General features: G+C 63.3%; 15 protein-coding genes and 2 pseudogenes. 4 read left to right on the top strand and 13 right to left on the bottom strand.

All coding sequences use genetic code 11. The annotated features are described in order from the left end of the window. Window positions 1-81 precede the first annotated feature (81 nt). Window positions 82-816 carry a DUF3750 domain-containing protein gene (locus I6F24_RS09325; RefSeq protein WP_225149525.1) on the bottom strand — a complete coding sequence of 245 codons (735 nt, stop codon included), beginning with the start codon at window positions 814-816 and terminating at the stop codon, window positions 82-84. A 163-nt stretch (window positions 817-979) separates the two neighbouring features. Here I6F24_RS09325 and I6F24_RS09320 point away from each other — a divergent pair, with 163 nt between their 5' ends. Beyond that, entirely contained in the window at window positions 980-1,234 is a 255-nt protein-coding gene (locus I6F24_RS09320; RefSeq protein WP_036022803.1) for a hypothetical protein, read from the top strand. A gap of 575 nt (window positions 1,235-1,809) precedes the next feature. On the opposite strand, the gene I6F24_RS37760 is transcribed toward I6F24_RS09320, so the two are convergent. The 3 genes and pseudogenes from I6F24_RS37760 to I6F24_RS09310 form a co-directional block, all read right to left on the bottom strand. Further along, the gene (locus I6F24_RS37760) at window positions 1,810-2,565 is read right to left on the bottom strand and encodes a glycosyltransferase (RefSeq protein WP_346656904.1); all 756 of its coding nucleotides are present in this window, start codon (window positions 2,563-2,565) and stop codon (window positions 1,810-1,812) included. A 289-nt stretch (window positions 2,566-2,854) separates the two neighbouring features. Next, window positions 2,855-3,058: pseudogene (locus tag I6F24_RS37755) on the bottom strand (glycosyltransferase); the annotation flags it as partial. Between the two features lie 258 nt (window positions 3,059-3,316). Beyond that, window positions 3,317-4,096, bottom strand: a complete 780-nt coding sequence (locus tag I6F24_RS09310; protein ID WP_225125631.1) for a class I SAM-dependent methyltransferase — start codon at window positions 4,094-4,096, stop codon at window positions 3,317-3,319. A gap of 87 nt (window positions 4,097-4,183) precedes the next feature. Here I6F24_RS09310 and I6F24_RS09305 point away from each other — a divergent pair, with 87 nt between their 5' ends. Continuing rightward, window positions 4,184-4,642, top strand: a complete 459-nt coding sequence (locus tag I6F24_RS09305) for an Rrf2 family transcriptional regulator (RefSeq protein WP_036022809.1) — start codon at window positions 4,184-4,186, stop codon at window positions 4,640-4,642. Between the two features lie 74 nt (window positions 4,643-4,716). Here the strand turns inward: I6F24_RS09305 and I6F24_RS09300 are convergent, their stop codons facing one another. The 5 genes from I6F24_RS09300 to I6F24_RS09280 all read right to left on the bottom strand — a co-directional run bounded on the left by I6F24_RS09300 (window position 4,717) and on the right by I6F24_RS09280 (window position 9,506). After that, entirely contained in the window at window positions 4,717-4,887 is a 171-nt protein-coding gene (locus tag I6F24_RS09300; RefSeq protein ID WP_157284651.1) for a hypothetical protein, read from the bottom strand. Beyond that, entirely contained in the window at window positions 4,884-6,284 is a 1,401-nt protein-coding gene (locus tag I6F24_RS09295) for an amidase (protein ID WP_036022810.1), read from the bottom strand. Before I6F24_RS09295 ends, I6F24_RS09300 begins: the two co-directional genes overlap by 4 nt. Window positions 6,285-6,315: 31 nt before the next feature. Further along, window positions 6,316-7,665: a TRAP transporter large permease subunit gene (locus I6F24_RS09290; protein ID WP_036000352.1), complete on the bottom strand. Its 1,350-nt coding sequence runs from the start codon at window positions 7,663-7,665 to the stop codon at window positions 6,316-6,318. Then, window positions 7,662-8,264, bottom strand: a complete 603-nt coding sequence (locus tag I6F24_RS09285) for a TRAP transporter small permease subunit (RefSeq protein ID WP_025035930.1) — start codon at window positions 8,262-8,264, stop codon at window positions 7,662-7,664. The genes I6F24_RS09290 and I6F24_RS09285 overlap by 4 nt, the downstream gene beginning before the upstream one ends. 114 nt (window positions 8,265-8,378) lie before the next feature. Next, the gene (locus I6F24_RS09280; RefSeq protein ID WP_036000349.1) at window positions 8,379-9,506 is read right to left on the bottom strand and encodes a TRAP transporter substrate-binding protein; all 1,128 of its coding nucleotides are present in this window, start codon (window positions 9,504-9,506) and stop codon (window positions 8,379-8,381) included. 415 nt (window positions 9,507-9,921) lie between these two features. On the opposite strand from I6F24_RS09280, the gene I6F24_RS09275 reads away from it, so the two are divergent. Further along, on the top strand, window positions 9,922-11,202 hold the full coding sequence (locus tag I6F24_RS09275; protein WP_225149526.1) for an amidohydrolase/deacetylase family metallohydrolase: 1,281 nt from the start codon (window positions 9,922-9,924) through the stop codon (window positions 11,200-11,202). A gap of 60 nt (window positions 11,203-11,262) precedes the next feature. Here I6F24_RS09275 and I6F24_RS09270 read toward each other — a convergent pair. Next, window positions 11,263-11,367: pseudogene (locus I6F24_RS09270) on the bottom strand (DUF3750 domain-containing protein); the annotation flags it as partial. A 117-nt stretch (window positions 11,368-11,484) separates the two neighbouring features. Between I6F24_RS09270 and I6F24_RS09265 the strand changes: the two are divergent. Next, a complete protein-coding gene (locus I6F24_RS09265; RefSeq protein WP_225149527.1) occupies window positions 11,485-13,107 on the top strand; it encodes an ABC-F family ATP-binding cassette domain-containing protein in 1,623 nt (540 codons plus the stop codon). A gap of 70 nt (window positions 13,108-13,177) precedes the next feature. On the opposite strand, the gene I6F24_RS09260 is transcribed toward I6F24_RS09265, so the two are convergent. From I6F24_RS09260 to I6F24_RS09250, 3 genes are all read right to left on the bottom strand, one after another. Then, window positions 13,178-13,588: a hypothetical protein gene (locus I6F24_RS09260; RefSeq protein ID WP_225149528.1), complete on the bottom strand. Its 411-nt coding sequence runs from the start codon at window positions 13,586-13,588 to the stop codon at window positions 13,178-13,180. A 24-nt stretch (window positions 13,589-13,612) separates the two neighbouring features. Next, window positions 13,613-14,665 carry a type II asparaginase gene (locus I6F24_RS09255; RefSeq protein ID WP_225149529.1) on the bottom strand — a complete coding sequence of 351 codons (1,053 nt, stop codon included), beginning with the start codon at window positions 14,663-14,665 and terminating at the stop codon, window positions 13,613-13,615. Between the two features lie 292 nt (window positions 14,666-14,957). Next, window positions 14,958-15,206: a hypothetical protein gene (locus I6F24_RS09250; RefSeq protein ID WP_036000331.1), complete on the bottom strand. Its 249-nt coding sequence runs from the start codon at window positions 15,204-15,206 to the stop codon at window positions 14,958-14,960. Between the last annotated feature and the right edge of the window lie 39 nt (window positions 15,207-15,245).

Raw genomic sequence — 15,245 nt, 5'->3', positions numbered from 1 at the left:
AGCTCTTCTATCGATCCAAGCTCTTACGAAAGGACTGAGCAGTCCACAAACGGTGCGGCCAACCCAGCAGTTCGCTCTCCATCACGACAGGCCGGGGGTTACCCCAAGCCGACCGAGGCCAGGTAGCTTGAGCGCCGGGCGTCGGATGTCGATGCCGAGAACGGCGCCGAAGAAATTGATCTCCAGACCTTCGACCCAGCCGAGCGAGAAGCCGATGTATCCGGCAAGCGAGGCGTAGATGCCCGTGCCGGACGCCGTTACGCCGAACCATTTGCCGGTGTACGGGAAGTCCTTGCCGATCGCGGTCGGCGGCAGGACGGCCCGGAGCTCAGGGACGGAATCGAGTGCGGCCTGCACAAAGGTGTTCGAATTGGGCCCAGGCCAGACGCTGTAATCTCCATAGGATCGAAACCTGTAGTTTTCGACCACATGCCTGATCTTCGGGATCAGCGCCTCCGCACGCTCGCCATCGACGGCCACGACGATTTCAGGCACAGCGCCGAACCATCGCCCGTCCGGAGCGAAGCCGTTGGTGCGGATCGGCTCGCCCCAAGCCGTGTAGTCGTACCTTGTGTAGGTCGGCGCATCTTTCTCTTTGACGACGATCCAGGTGTGAATCGCGAAGATGCCGCGCCATCTCACCGTTCTTGCTCCGAACACCCGGATGACGGCCTCACGGTGGTCGGTCGCGGAGGTCAATAGACCCGCGCTGGAGCGGTCGGCCGTCTGCCAGCTCTGGCGGCCATCATCCAGCCAAAAATATCTCGCCGCCGATGCGGCAAGCGGTGCGAAGACGAGGAACAGAAAGATGAGCAACGGCTTTTTCAAGGGAGTGGTACGGCGGGGATCTTCGGCAAACATATAGTTCGCATCGATGTCGACGCCATAGCCGCCGCCCCCGGTCGCCGAACGAGCCTGTCACCTCGGTCGGGCGGGCACGAGATCGATCGAGTTGTTCCGCAACGGATGGAGCACACGCATGGACATGAAGGAAGCCGCGGCAATGACGGAAGCCTCCGGGCTGACGGACGATCAGGGCGGCATGGAGCGGACTTCAGGCCCGCGGCCGGGTTCCGGAGAGCAAGGAGGAGCTTTTGCTCCGCAGGCCCGCACGCCGTCGCCAGAGCCGGCGAAGCGATGGGCCGACCAGTTGCGCGAGGTGACGGTGAGGGCGCCGTTACGGTCCTTGCTCGTCGCTTTCCTGGCCGGAGCATGGATCGCTCGCCGCCGCTAGGAACTGTGACAAGAAGCAAGCGGTTTCAGGCGCTGGCATAGGAAAGGGTGGACGATGAGACTTCTGGTTTTGGCCGCGACTGTCCTTCTGGGCACCATCTCGTTTTCCATGGCGCAAAGCTCAGGAGGCGGTTCGGGAGGTGCTTCCTCCGCTGGAGGGGCGGGCGCAACCGGTTCGGGCGGCGCTGGTGGCTCGACGCTCTCGAACGGGACGACGCTGAGCGGAACCGGCGGTTCGCCGGGGCCCAACACGCTCAATGCAAAAGGGCAGGGAACGACGGGCCAGAGACTCGGCGTGACCCCGTCCGGTCAGGAGGGCGGCGGATCTCGACCGTCTTACAACACGCCAGCCGCAAACGCCGCCGTCCAGCAGCTTGGAAACACCAACACGGGCATCCTTAAGAAGTAGCGGTGATCAAGGCGGCGTGCCCACTCGCTGTGGCGGCGGCGCTTTGACGTTCGCCCTGCAGTGGACCAGGAGCAGGCACCTGCAGGTCCAGATCGTTGAGCGACCGCAAGGGCTGCTCACCTGCATTGCAACTCGAGCCTTTTGAATCGGCCTGTGCAATTTCGGGCCTAATTGAGAAGGTGTTGGCTTCGCAGGAAGCCAATCGCGCTTGCGACGCCGTCTTCGACGCGGATCGCTTCGCCAAGGCGGTTCGCTCGCTGCTGAATCAACGGATTTCCGGTGGCCTCTGCGATCGCGGCGGCCAGCCAATCGGCTGAAAGGTTCCTCACTCCTCTTGATCTTGGTCCGACGCCCAGACCATCGATGCGCCTTCCCCAGAACGGCTGGTCGCCAAAGAAGGGACAAATGATATTCGGCTTGCCAGCTCGAAGCGCAGCCCCCGTAGTGCCGGCCCCGCCGTGATGGACGCAGGCCGACATCAGCGGGAACAACTGCGCATGCGGTGCGCCTTGGATGAAATGGACGTGACTGGCTCCGAGATCGCCTCGAAGAGCACCGCCGCCGACCGCTAGAACGCCGCGTTTCCCAGCCTTGGCCAATGCCTCCAGTACGAGTTTCGTCAGGGACGTCGGGTCGACACCTGGCATGCTGCCAAAGCCCACATAAACAGGCCGCTCATCGCCCTCTACGAAGCGCTGGAGTTGCGGGTCAGGCTGCCAAACGTCGTCGCCTCCCAGGAACCAGTACCCAGTCACCGCGACAGTATTCGGCCAGTCCGGCGGAACGGGCACGACATGCGGACTATAGGCGTAGAGCGTCGCGCGAGGCCGCAGCTTCTTCTCCGGCGTGTTTGCGAGGTGGAGCTCGGTGGCCCGCCATTCCCCGATCATCCCGCGAAAGAGGGCGTAGGCGCTGTGAGCCATCGCGCTGTGCGTGAGTCTGTTGAGGGGGCCAAGCGAGCGGAACGGCACGAGCGGGCTCGCGAACGCTGCTGTCGGTGTGAAGCCAGGCAGGGGAGAAGCCAGAACGGCAGGGCAGGATAACTTTTCTGCGATATGCGCCGCGGCGATGGCCTTCGGGTGATAGATGATCAGTTCTGGACGAAAATCGTCGGGCGGCTTGCCATTCGGCGCTGAGCTGTTGGCGGCCGATCGGCCTGAACTGCTTCAGCATCCTGAAGCCAGCCATAAACCCCGCACCGCCCGCCATTGCCGCCTTGGCTTCCGGGGTTTCCAGGAGGGCGAGATATTCACTCGGAAGATGCGCGAAAGCGATGCCGCGGCTCACGACGAACGATTCGAACTGCGAGGGCGCGGCGATCAGCACTTCGTGCCCGGCCTGCTTCAGACCGAGCGCCAAGGCGAGATAGGGTTGCACGTCGCCGCGGGTGCCTAGTGTATGGATTGCGACTCGCATGCTTCTGACCATTGAGAAATGGATTGGGACGACAACCGCTGCTCAGACAAGCCGCTTCTGATGAAGCTTTGATCTCCCGGAAGGATCAAACTTGCTGGCGGCTCGATAGTTGTTTGTCCCTCCCCAGTTCACTGACCACACCCCACCCATGTGTCGCAATCGGGCGCGAGTTTCTGCTCACTGGTCAGACGCTCCGGTTTCGGGAGATCGAGAGATCGGCCGATAGTGTGACGGCCCGCCAGGCTTTATGTTTGAGCCTCATCGTTCAGCGACGCCAATGAGTGCGGTCGAGTTTATCGGCAGCACCGGACGACCATCGGCCCTGGCCCGCACCTCGGCAATCACCGCAGCCTTTTCGATGTCGTCCAGGCTGGTCCAGTCGGGCGACATGCCAAAGAGCGTGTCAGGCGCGTCGAGCGCCGCGACGTCGAGCAGATAATCATGAGTCACCGTGTCGATCCGGGGATTGCGATAGCCGGCACTGACGAGGGCGCGGGCGAAATCGTCCGGATCGCTCAGGGCCTGAACGGCTTCAGGCATTGCCATGCCCGGCCGATCAGGGAACAGCTTTTGCCGCACTTCGCCCAACAGGAGGAAGGTCGCCGCGCCCCGATCCTGCCAGGTCGCGACCACGCCATGCCCGCCGGAGCGCGTCACCCGTCGCATCTCTGCCAAACCCTTGCGCCAATCGGGGAACATGATGACACCGAAGATCGAAAAGACGGCATCGAAATGCGCGTCGGGCAGGTCGAGCGCCTGTCCGTCCATGACCCGCGCCTCCACATTGGGCAGACCAGCAGCTGCGATGCATCCGACCATGCCGGGCGAGAAGTCGGTCGCCAGGACTCGTGCGCCGGTGCGAGCGGCGGCCAGCGCGAGCGCGCCGGTGCCGGCTGCCACGTCGAGAACATGACTCTGAGGCGTCAGGGTTACGCGCGCCAGCGCAGCCTCCGCAAACAGCGCGGTGAAAGGGTGCGCGGTCTCTCGATAATGCCTGGCTGCGCTGTCCCAGTGGTCCGGATCCTCGAACTGTCGCACTTCCGATCGCTCCCGTGTCATGTAACTTTATATGTAGCATGACTGCGTGCCCTTGCCAATGATGGGATGCATGCGAAAGATCAGCCGATGCGAAACGACAGCCGCCTTTCCCGAATGCTGCATGTGCTGCTCCACATGGCGCGACATGACGGCCCCATGACCTCGGAGGCGATCGGCACGATGCTGGGGACCAATCCGGTCGTCGTTCGCCGCACATTGGCGGGGCTGCGCGATGCGGGCTATGTCCGGTCGGACAAAGGGCATGGCGGTGGGTGGGTCATCGCGTGCGACCTCGAGCGCGTGTCACTTCTCGATGTCTATCGTGCGGTTGGTGGTCCCCGGCTATTTGCGATCGGGAACGAGCATTCCAATCCAGACTGTGCGATCGAGCAACTCGTCAACGCAGCGGTGGACGATGTCCTTCGCGATGCCGAAGCATTGCTGGTCGAACGGTTGGGCGCGGTGAGCCTCGCAGACTTGAGCAAAGGTGTCGACGCGCGCTGCGCAGGCGATCCCAGGTGGCAGCTCGAACGGGTTGGCCGCTAAAGCTCTCTTCTTGTCGTAATTCCGGCTGCTCCGGCCAATGCCGAGAAGTGAAGCGTCTTCTTGCCATGGGGCATTCAGCGAGGCGCGCCGTTCGTCCGCAGGGATCGCACGAAATCGATCACGGCCAGCACCACGACGCAGACAACGATGATGATGAGCGGAATGGCCTTGATCCAGACCAGCAGGATTCCAAGAAATGCGATCATGAGCGCGAGGCCGATGAGTCCGGTGATCAGATTGGTCATCGCACTTTCCTTTTCTCCGCGCCCGGAGCCGAGTTCGATCCGGCGCTCGGGGCGTTGCGCCGACCGCTACCACGCGTGCGCCCGATGGACTTGATCAGCCAGTGCGCCGTGCGCAAGAGGCGGGCGTCGTTGCCGCGGCGGCCGACGAGCTGGACCCCCAGCGGAAGGCCCGTTTCGGAACGCATCAAGGGCAAGCTGATCGCGGGCACGCCGAGATAGGTCCAGAGCGAGCAGAAAGCCGGGTTGCCGGTCGTTTCGATTCCGGGCGCCGCGCCCGGCGCGGCGGGCGTCAGGATGGCGTCGTATTCATCGAAAACGTGGTCCAGGGCCTGGTTGAGCGGCGCAATCCCAGCCAGAGCGTTGCAATAAGCCGCCGCAAGATGCGCGCGGCCGCGCTCGATCGCCTGGCGTAGCCGCGTGCTCAGCCTGTCGCCGCCGCGCTGGTCATCGCGCCGCAGATTGTGCGCCATATCAACTTCCATGATGATGCGGTGCATATCGACGGCCCCGTCGAAGCTCGGCCCAAGCTCGACCTCGCTGCACGCTTCGCCCAAAGCGGGGACGAGCTCGGCAAAGGCTTCACGCGTCTCCGGCTCGGCCTGATCCCAGACCGGAGAGCGCACGAAGGCAAATCGCGGCGGCAACGGCGGCTCGCTCGCCGCGACCGCAGAGAATGGCGGGCGCGCAACAGGCCGGGTGTCCGGATCCTCCGGGTCGAAGTCGACCATGACCTCCGCCAGCAGGGCCGCGTCCTCGACGCTGCGCCCGAACACGCCGACATGATCGAGCGTGCGCGACAATTGGAGCGCGCCGCTGCGTGGAATGAGGCCGTGCGTGGGCTTGAAGCCGACCACGCCGCAGAAGGCGGCAGGGCGGATCACCGAGCCGTTGGTCTGCGAGCCGATGGCACCCGGCACCATCAGCGCCGCGACGGCCGCGGCGGAGCCCGAGGACGATCCGCCGGGGGTGTGATTTGGGTTGTGCGGATTTCGGGTCTTGCCCGGATTGTAGTACGCGTACTCGGTGGTCACCGTCTTGCCGAGGATCACCGCTCCAGCCGCCCGCAGACGCGCCACGGCCGCCGCATCGCGCCGCGGCGTGCGTCCGGCCCACAGCTCCGATCCGAATTCGGTCGGCATGTCGCCGGTGTCGAAGATATCCTTGATGCCCACGGGCACGCCATGCAGCGGGCCTGTGGCCTTGCCGTGCTTGCGATGATCGTCAGCCGCCTCGGCTTGCCGCATCGCGTGGTCGCGATCGAGAAACGCCCACGCCTGGATATCGCGATCGACCTCATCGATGCGCCTGAGGCAGTCGCCGACGAGCTCCACCGAGCTGAGCCGGCCGTCGCGGATGCCTGCCGCGGCGTCCGCGAGGCCGAGCACGTTGAGGCTCATGCGCAGCCTCTCGTCGGTTTGCCGGGTCCGCTCATCGCGCCCCATAGAGATAGCTCGGCAGCCACAATGCGATCCCCGGGAAGATGTAGACCAGTGCCATGGTGAGGAAGACCAGGCCGACGAACGGAAGCGCGCCGGAGAAGATGTCGGTCAGCTTGACCTCGGGCGGCGCCACGCCCTTCAGATAGAAGGCCGCCATCGCGACCGGCGGCGTGTTGAACGCGGTCTGCGTGTTCAGTGCCACCAGGATGCCGAAGAAGATCGGATCGATGCCGTATTGCGGAAGCAGCGGCAGGAAGATCGGCACAAAGATGATGATGATCTCGGTCCATTCCAGCGGCCAGCCGAGCAGAAAGATGATGATCTGGGTCAGCAGCAGGAACTGGATCGGCGAAAGGTTCATCGAAGTGAAGAACTGCTCGACCACCGATTGTCCGCCAAGGACGGCAAACACCGCCGAAAACGTCCAGGATCCAATGAAGAGGTAGCAGACCATCGCCGTGGCGCGCACGGTCAGGTACACGGATTCGCGTATCATCTCGTAGTTGAGCGAACGATAGGCAGCCGCCAGCACGATGCTCATGAGGGCTCCCACCGCGGCCGCTTCCGAGGGCGTCGCCAGCCCAAACAGGATCGCGCCGAGCACCGAAACGATCAGCAACGCGAGCGGCAGGAACGACGTGGCAAGCGCCCAGATGACCTTCGAGGTCGGCACGTCGGTCTGCTCGCGCGGCAGCTTCGGCGCGAGCGCGGGATTGATGATCGCGCGCGTCATCGCATAGAGGACATACAAGCCGGCCAGCATGAACCCCGGAAAGAACGCCGCCGCGTAAAGCTTGACCGCCGAGACGCCGGCAGTCGCCGCATAGACGATCAGGAGAATGCTCGGCGGAATCAGGATGCCGAGGCAGCCACCGGCGCAGACGACGCCCGCCGACAGCTTGGCGTCGTAGCCCGCTCGCAGCATCGCCGGCAATGCCAGCAGCCCCATCAGCGTGACGACGGCACCGACGATGCCGGTGGCGGTCGCGAACATGGCGCAGGTGATCAGCGTGGCCACGGCAAGTGCGCCCGGCACGTTCTTCATCGACAGCTGCAGCGAGTAGAACAGGCGGTCGAGGATGTTTGCGCGCTCGATCAAATAACCCATGAACAGGAATAGCGGAACCGCCACCAGCACGTCGCTGGATGTGACCTCGAACGTCTTCTGCACCAGAAGCGTGAAGATACGGTTCTGAAAGAAGTCCTGACCGGGGGTGTAGTAGGCATAGTAGCCGAACGAGACGCCCATCGCCATCAGCGTGAAGGCGATCGGGAAGCCGAGCATGATGATGAAGATGAAGAGGCCCAGCATCAGCATGCCGAGTTGAGGATCGGTCATGCGCCTGGTCCCTTCTCACTCTGCGGCTCAGCCGCGTGCTGCTGATGTTCGCGGATGACGAGGCTCTCGGTCTCCTCCACGTCGTGCAGGCGCTGCGGCCATCGACCGGTGCGGATGCACAGCACGCAGCGGATGATCTCGGCGACCCCTTGCAGGAACAGAAGGAAGCCGGTGAGCGGGATCAGCGCCTTCAGTGGAAACACGGGAACGCCGGCCGGACTGAAGATGCTGACTTCGCGGAAGCGCACCGACATCTGGGCGTAGTTCCAGCCCGAATACATCAGCGCCGCGATCGCCGGCAGGAAGAACAGGATATACAGGACGAGGTCCATCGTCGCCTGGGTGCGCGGCGACCAGAGGCGGTAGACCACGTCGGCGCGGACATGGCCGTTTCGCGAGAGCGTGTACGCGCCGGCCATCAGGAACATCGCGCCATAGGTGATGTAGCTGATGTCGAAAGCCCAGGTGGTCGGCGCACGCAGCACGTAGCGCACGAACACCTCGTAGCTGACTCCCAGGGTGAGAACGAGGATCAGCCAGGCGAACGCCTTGCCCACCCACGTGCTGAGCTCATCGATGAAGAACAGGAATTTCGTCATGCGAGCTGAACTCGCTGCGAGCAGTCCATCCGGATGTCCCCCTCCAACTCGTGGGCGGCGCTTCAATTGCGCCGCCCTCGCGATAAGACCTGACGCGATCCCCCGCGACAGCCGTCAGACCTTGAGCACGCCCGGGAAGTGATGCTCGAAGGCGCCGCGGTAGTCCGTCGCGTTGTTCATGTTGTAGTAAACCACGCGGCGCACCCATTCCTTCTGCGAATCCATCACCTTCTTCATGAACGGATCCGAGCCGAGCTGGGCGATCAGACCGTCCCACGCCTTGATCTGCGCGTCGAACACAGACTTCGGTGTGCGCTGGACGTTGACCTTGTCCTTGTTGATCAGCTCCTGCAGGTCCTTCGAATAATAATCCATGGCCTTCCATTCGTTGGCGGAGGACACGGCTTCGGCGGCGTATTGCAGGATCGCCTGCTGTTCCTTCGGCAGCGCGTTGAATTTCGTCCGGTTGAACATGATCTCGAAATATTCCGTCGCCTGATGATGGCTGCCCATCATGTAGTTCTTGGCGACATCCTGCGCGCCGAAGCGCCGGTCCGAGGTCGGATTGTTGAACTCGAACCCGTCGATCACGCCGCGCTCCATCGCGGGTACGATCTCGCCGCCGGGCAGCTGCGCGACCGATGCGCCCATCGCCTGGAAGAGATCGGCGGCCAGACCCACCGTGCGATATTTCAAGCCCTTGAGATCGGCGTCGCTGGTGATCGGCTTCTTGAACCAGCCGAGCGGCTGGGTCGGCATCGGCATGGCGAAGAAGCTCTTGATGTTGACGTTCATGATCTTGGTCTGGAGCTCCTCGAACAGCTCCTTGCCGCCGCCGTTGTGGATCCAGCCAAGGCCTTCGTTGGCGTTGAAGCCGAACACCGGGCCGGTGCCGAACAGCGAGGCGGCCTTGTGCTTGCCGTACCAGTACACCGTCACCGTGTGTGCCGCGTCGATCTGGCCGCCATGAACGCCGTCGAAGACCTGGAACGGATGCACGACCGAGCCGCCGACCAGATAGTCAATGCGCAGCCGGCCTCCGGCCATATCGTTGACGCGCTTCACATAATCTTCGGCCATCTCGTTGAAGACATCGGCCTTGCCCCACGAGCCCTGCATCTTCAGGGTCGCTGTCTGCGCCCGGCTGACTTGCGGCATGGCGATGGTGGCAGCGCCGGCCGCGCCGGCGGTCAGCAGGAATTTGCGACGAGTTGTTCTGGTCTTTTCAGACTTTGCAGTCATTGACGTCCTCCCTGGCGGCCTGATTGTTCGAACGCGTTTCGACGCGCTTGTCGTTGTGAACCGCTGGAGGTATGCCGCATTCCAGCGACTTTGATCACAGTTTGGACGCATTGCCGGCATCCGACAAGCCCCGGTGTCGCATTATTGGTCTTAGACGTTCGACTCCAAGCAGCCGGATATTCACGCGCATGTCGCGGCGCAGCAAAGATGCAGCCGGACTTCTGCCAGTGGTGCCCGCCCGATGCGATTCTGGAAAATTTCGCGGCTCCTCAGGGCTCGCGTGCCGTCATAGGATCGGATCATCCGGGCTTCATTTCCAAGCCCGTTCGTTGTGAACTCGACCTTGGCGGCGAAAGCAGATCTGGACATCCAGCCCGGCCGTTGCCGCGAACAAAAGCACAGAGGGGGGATCATCATGCCTGCGTTGTCACGCCGCGATTTCCTGGCACTCTCGACGGCGGCCGCCGCCGTCGGCCTCGCCGCGCCCGCGCGCGGGGCGATGGGGCCGAACGACAAATACGATCTGGTGATCCGCGGCGGCGAGGTGCTCGACCCCAGCCAGTCGCTGCGCGCCAGGCGCGATGTCGGCATCCGCTGGGGCACGATCGAGGCGGTCCAGGAGGCGATCCCGGCGGAGCGCGCGCTGAAGAGCATCGACGCCTCGGGCAAGCTGGTGATGCCCGGCCTGATCGATCTGCATTGTCACGTCTATCCCTACGGCTCGGCGATCGGCATTCCCGCCGACGAGCTGGTCCAGTTCCAGGGCACGACGACCGTCGTGTCGGCGGGCGATGCCGGCGTCAACAATCTGGCGGCGTTGCGCCGCTTCATCGTGGCCCAGACTCGGGCGCGGATGTACGCCTTCGTCCACATCGCCAATAACGGCCTGTCCGCGTTCCCCGTCGCCGAGCTCTACAACATCGATACTGCGCAGACCGAAGCCTGCGCGATGGCACTGGCCGAGAATTCGGACTTCCTCCTCGGGGTAAAAGTGCGCATGTCGGAGAACGTGATCTTCAAGCACGGGCTCGAGCCGCTCAAGCGCGGCATCCAGGCCTGCGAGATGTGCGGCTGGCCGGCGAAGATGATGGTGCATATCGGCGGCGTCGAATCCAAGGAGCTGATGTCGCAGATCCTCGATTTGATGCGCCCGGGCGACGTGCTGACACATGCCTATTCGGGCGCCCCGAACCTGTCGAGCGTCTTCACGAATATCATTCAGGACGGCAAGCTGCTGCCTGCGGCACTCGCGGCCAAGCAGCGCGGCGTCATGTTCGACGTCGGGCATGGCGGCGGCAGCTTCGACTTCACCGTGGCGGAAGTGGCAATCCCCGGCGGATGCGCTCCTGATACCATCTCTTCGGACATCCACGTCTTCTCTGGCAATTCGCCGGGCATTCCCTTCCTTCCCAACGTCATGAGCAAGTTCATGTTGCTCGGCTTTACGCTGGAGCAGGTCGTCGCAATGGCGACGACGGCGCCGGCGAAGATCATCAGCCGCGCGCCGAAGATCGGCACGCTGCAGGTCGGTGCGCCCGCGGACGTTGCGATCATGGAGCTGGTGGAGGGGCCGGTCAGCTTCGTCGACACGCGCAACAATAGGAGGGAAGGGAAAGCCCACCTCAAGCCGATCCAGACCGTCATCAACGGCGTGCCGTTCGGGCGGCCCTATCAGGCGCCGTTCTCAGTAAGATAGAGAGGCGGCGCCGGTCTCAGGTCTCTTCGAGGTTCGGCGAAAAGTTCTTACAGGCCGAGCGTTGATCTCCAGGCCTTCGACCCAGCCGATGGAAAAGCCGACATATCCGGCAAGCGAAGCATAGATGCCCGTGCCGGACGCAGTTAGCCCGACCCATTTGCCCGTAGGCCCCGCACCGAGCGGTCACGAGCGAATGGGCTGAATCCCGGCCTGTCCCGGGCTTCCCCTCACGCCCCGCATGGCCTATGACGCTGCAACGCAAAAATCCCCCAAAAGACACGCATGATCCGCCTCGACAACGTCAGCAAGCAAGCCGGCCACCAGATCCTGTTCATCGAAGCCTCCGCGGCCCTCAACAAGGGGGAGAAGATCGGCCTTGTCGGGCCGAACGGCGCCGGCAAGAGCACGCTGTTCCGGATGATCGCCGGCGAGGAACTGCCCGACGAGGGTCAGGTCTCGATCGATCGCGGCATCACCATCGGCTATTTCAACCAGGACGTCGGCGAGATGTCTGGCCGCAGCGCGGTGGCCGAGGTGATGGATGGCGCAGGCCCCGTCAGCGAGGTTGCGGCCGAGTTGCGCGAGCTCGAGGCCGCCATGGCCGACCCCGACAAGGCCGACCAGATGGACGAGATCATCGCCCGCTATGGCGAGGTGCAGCACCGGTTCGAGGAGCTCGACGGCTATGCGCTCGACGGCCGTGCGCGCGAGGCGCTGGCGGGGCTCGGCTTCAGCCAGGAGATGATGGACGGGGACGTCGGCAAGCTCTCCGGCGGCTGGAAGATGCGCGTGGCGCTGGCGCGTATTCTTCTGATGCGGCCCGACGTGATGCTGCTCGACGAGCCGAGCAACCATCTGGATCTGGAAAGCCTGATCTGGCTGGAAAAATTCCTGCACGATTACGAAGGCACGCTCTTAATGACCTCGCACGACCGCGAGTTCATCAACCGCGTGATCTCCAAGGTGATCGAGATCGATTCCGGCTCGCTCACCACCTACACCGGCGATTACGAATTCTACGAGCAGCAGCGGGCGCAGAACGAGAAGCAGCAGCAGGCGCAGTTCGAGCGCCAGCAGGCCATGCTCGCCAAGGAGATCAAGTTCATCGAGCGCTTCAAGGCGCGCGCCTCGCATGCGGCCCAGGTGCAGAGCCGGGTCAAGAAGCTCGACAAGATCGAGCGGGTCGAGCCGCCGCGCCGCCGCCAGAGCGTCGCGTTCGACTTCCTGCCGGCGCCGCGCTCGGGCGAGGACGTCGTCGCACTCAAGAACGTGCACAAGGGCTATGGCTCAAAGCGCATCTATGACGGGCTGGACTTCATGATCCGCCGTAAGGAGCGCTGGTGCGTGATGGGCGTCAACGGCGCCGGCAAATCGACGCTGCTCAAGCTGGTGGCCGGTGCGAGCGAGCCGGACGAGGGTACGGTGGCGCTGGGCGGCAGCGTCAAGATGGGCTATTTCGCCCAGCACGCGATGGATCTGCTCGACGGCGAGCGCACCGTGTTCCAGTCGCTGGAGGACGCGTTTCCGACCGCTGGGCAGGGCTCCTTGCGCGCGCTCGCCGGCTGCTTCGGCTTCTCCGGCGACGACGTCGAGAAGCGCTGCCGCGTGCTCTCGGGCGGCGAGAAGGCGCGCCTCGTCATGGCCAAGATGCTGTTCGACCCGCCGAACTTCCTGGTGCTGGACGAGCCCACCAACCATCTCGACCTCGCCACCAAGGAAATGCTGATCAATGCGCTGTCGGATTTCGAGGGCACCATGCTGTTCGTCTCGCACGACCGGCATTTCTTGGCGACGCTGTCGAACCGCGTGCTGGAGCTGACGCCTGATGGCATCCACCAATATGGCGGCGGCTACACCGAATATGTCGCGCGCACCGGCCAGGAGGCGCCGGGGTTGCGGAGCTAGTGGTGGGCGGTAGCCCGGATGGAGTGTAGGGCGATTTAGGATTGAGCGTAGCCAACGCTGTTGCTGCGTTCTACGTCAGGTTTTGCCGAAACCAATCCAACCGCTGTGCTTCCTCTTCAGGGGATCGGCGCTCTACGAGCACGTACCCAACAAGTCGATTGGCTTGGTCCGACAAAAATGTGCCGTACCATCCGGCGGTAGCAAATGCCGTGCTTGTCAGGAGCGCTGTCGGACGCAATTTCTCCAGGGCAGACAGCAATGAAGGAAAGCCGTACGTGACAAACCCGGCTTCTGCCGTGGTAGTTTGCCTTATCCTGCAAAGGCGCAAGGACTCCTCTGCCGGCCCAAAGCTAGATTCTTGTCCTGATGGAGCGATTTTGATCAGGTCCGGCTGTTTCAGGAAGCCAAGAGCTGCTTCGGTGTCTTCACTTGCCGGTAGCGAGCCGATGGTCTGAGCTAGCAATTCAACTGTGACAGTCACGGCATGTCTCCGTCCGGATCATGCTCAATAGGTGTAGAACATCCGCTGAATGTCCTTGGTGTCGGTCGTCTTGGTCAACGCCAGCATCAGCAAGATGCGCGCCTTCTGGGGATTGAGCGTATCCGAGACGACGAAGTCGTGCTCATCGTCCTTGGCCTCGCCATTGCGCGCGACGATGCCGTTGCCGACACGGCTGCTGCGAAGGATCACCACGCCCTTCTTGCGGGCATCGTCGAGCGCCGGCTCGACCGCCGGGCGGGCGAGGCTGCCGTCGCCTACGCCGGCATGCACGATCCCCTTGGCGCCGGCGGCGACAAAGGCGTCGATCGCGACCCGGTTCATGTTGGCGTAGCCGTAGACGATGTCGACCTGCGGCAGGACATCGAGCTTGGATACGTCGAATTCGGAATCCGCCGTGTGCCGGCGGGTCGTTTGGCGATAGAAATACGGCTTGTTGCCCTGCATGTAGCCGAGAAAGCCGAGTTCAGGCGTGCGAAAGGTGTCTGCCGTGGACGTGTTGTTCTTGGTGACGTCGCGCGCGGCGTTGATCTGATCGTTGAGGGCGACGAGCACGCCCTTGCCCACGGCCTCTTCACTGCCTGCGAGGATCACCGCATTGAAGAGGTTGATCGGGCCGTCCGCGCTGATCGCGGTCGACGGCCGCATCGCACCGACGACGACCACGGGCTTCTTGCTCTTGACGACCAGATTCAAGAAATAGCTGGTTTCCTCGATCGTGTCGGTCCCGTGCGTGATCACGATCCCGTCCACGTCGTCCTGCGCGAGGAGCGTATTGACGCGCTTGGCGAGCTTCAGCCAATAATCATTGTTCATATTCTCGCTGGCGATCTGGAAGACCTGCTCGCCCTTGACGTTGGCCACCGTTTTCAACTCGGGGACGGCGTTCAAGAGGGTCTCGATGCCCACCGTGGCTGCGGTATACCCGATGACGGTGGTGCTGCTCGCCCCGCTGCCGGCGATCGTGCCGCCGGTTGCGAGAACCATGACGTTGGGCAGGCCGGGGCCTCTCGCGTTGGCAACGTCAACGATCATGAGCAGCGCAAAGAGCACGCTCATTATCGCCATCATGTGATCACGCACGCGGAACTGCAACATCTCGTCCATCCTTTGCTGGAAGCCTCGTTGATGCGCCCCGGTTCGCTCAGCGTCGCATCATCTGTCAGCCGCTGCGTTCTGTCTAGGGTCGCCGCGCGTTTGCTTTACGCGCTCGGCGCGTGTCGGAAACTGGCGGTGCGGAGGCACCAAAAAGCAAATGGCCGGGACATTCTCGCGCGAAGACGCGCTTCTGCCCGGCCATGACGGCATTTCGGTTGTGGCTTTGCTGAAAAAGCCGGGAACGGACTGCGCGTTACGCGCTGGTCTCGCACTTCTTCATGAAGCTGTTCTTGGCGGCGCCGGCGAGCGGCTTGCCGTCTGCGCTGACGGCCTTGGGCGCGCAGGCGTCTTCCTTGCACTTCTTCAGGAACGAGGTCTTGGCGGCGCCGGCCAGCGGCTTGCCGTCCTTGCCGACGGCCTTGCTCTCGCAGGTTTCTTGCGCAAGGGCCGAGCCCGCTGCGAAGGTGGCAACGATCGCAGCGAGGAAAATCCGTTTCATCATGGGGGTCTCCTGAACCAGAAATGGCCGGGAGAGTGGAGC

The sequence above is a fragment of the Bradyrhizobium sp. BRP23 genome (assembly GCF_020194135.1).
Classification (GTDB): Bacteria; Pseudomonadota; Alphaproteobacteria; order Rhizobiales; family Xanthobacteraceae; genus Bradyrhizobium; species Bradyrhizobium yuanmingense.
This window is presented reverse-complemented; position numbering and strand designations above follow the sequence as displayed.

Coding starts and splice junctions, on each gene's coding strand:
- I6F24_RS09320 (WP_036022803.1), top strand. CDS start 980: ATGGACATGAAGGAAGCCGCGGCAATGACGGAAGCCTCCGGGCTGACG.
- I6F24_RS37760 (WP_346656904.1), bottom strand. CDS start 2,565: ATGGCTCACAGCGCCTACGCCCTCTTTCGCGGGATGATCGGGGAATGG.
- I6F24_RS09305 (WP_036022809.1), top strand. CDS start 4,184: ATGCGAAACGACAGCCGCCTTTCCCGAATGCTGCATGTGCTGCTCCAC.
- I6F24_RS09300 (WP_157284651.1), bottom strand. CDS start 4,887: ATGACCAATCTGATCACCGGACTCATCGGCCTCGCGCTCATGATCGCA.
- I6F24_RS09295 (WP_036022810.1), bottom strand. CDS start 6,284: ATGAGCCTCAACGTGCTCGGCCTCGCGGACGCCGCGGCAGGCATCCGC.
- I6F24_RS09290 (WP_036000352.1), bottom strand. CDS start 7,665: ATGACCGATCCTCAACTCGGCATGCTGATGCTGGGCCTCTTCATCTTC.
- I6F24_RS09285 (WP_025035930.1), bottom strand. CDS start 8,264: ATGACGAAATTCCTGTTCTTCATCGATGAGCTCAGCACGTGGGTGGGC.
- I6F24_RS09280 (WP_036000349.1), bottom strand. CDS start 9,506: ATGACTGCAAAGTCTGAAAAGACCAGAACAACTCGTCGCAAATTCCTG.
- I6F24_RS09275 (WP_225149526.1), top strand. CDS start 9,922: ATGCCTGCGTTGTCACGCCGCGATTTCCTGGCACTCTCGACGGCGGCC.
- I6F24_RS09265 (WP_225149527.1), top strand. CDS start 11,485: ATGATCCGCCTCGACAACGTCAGCAAGCAAGCCGGCCACCAGATCCTG.
- I6F24_RS09255 (WP_225149529.1), bottom strand. CDS start 14,665: ATGAGCGTGCTCTTTGCGCTGCTCATGATCGTTGACGTTGCCAACGCG.
- I6F24_RS09250 (WP_036000331.1), bottom strand. CDS start 15,206: ATGATGAAACGGATTTTCCTCGCTGCGATCGTTGCCACCTTCGCAGCG.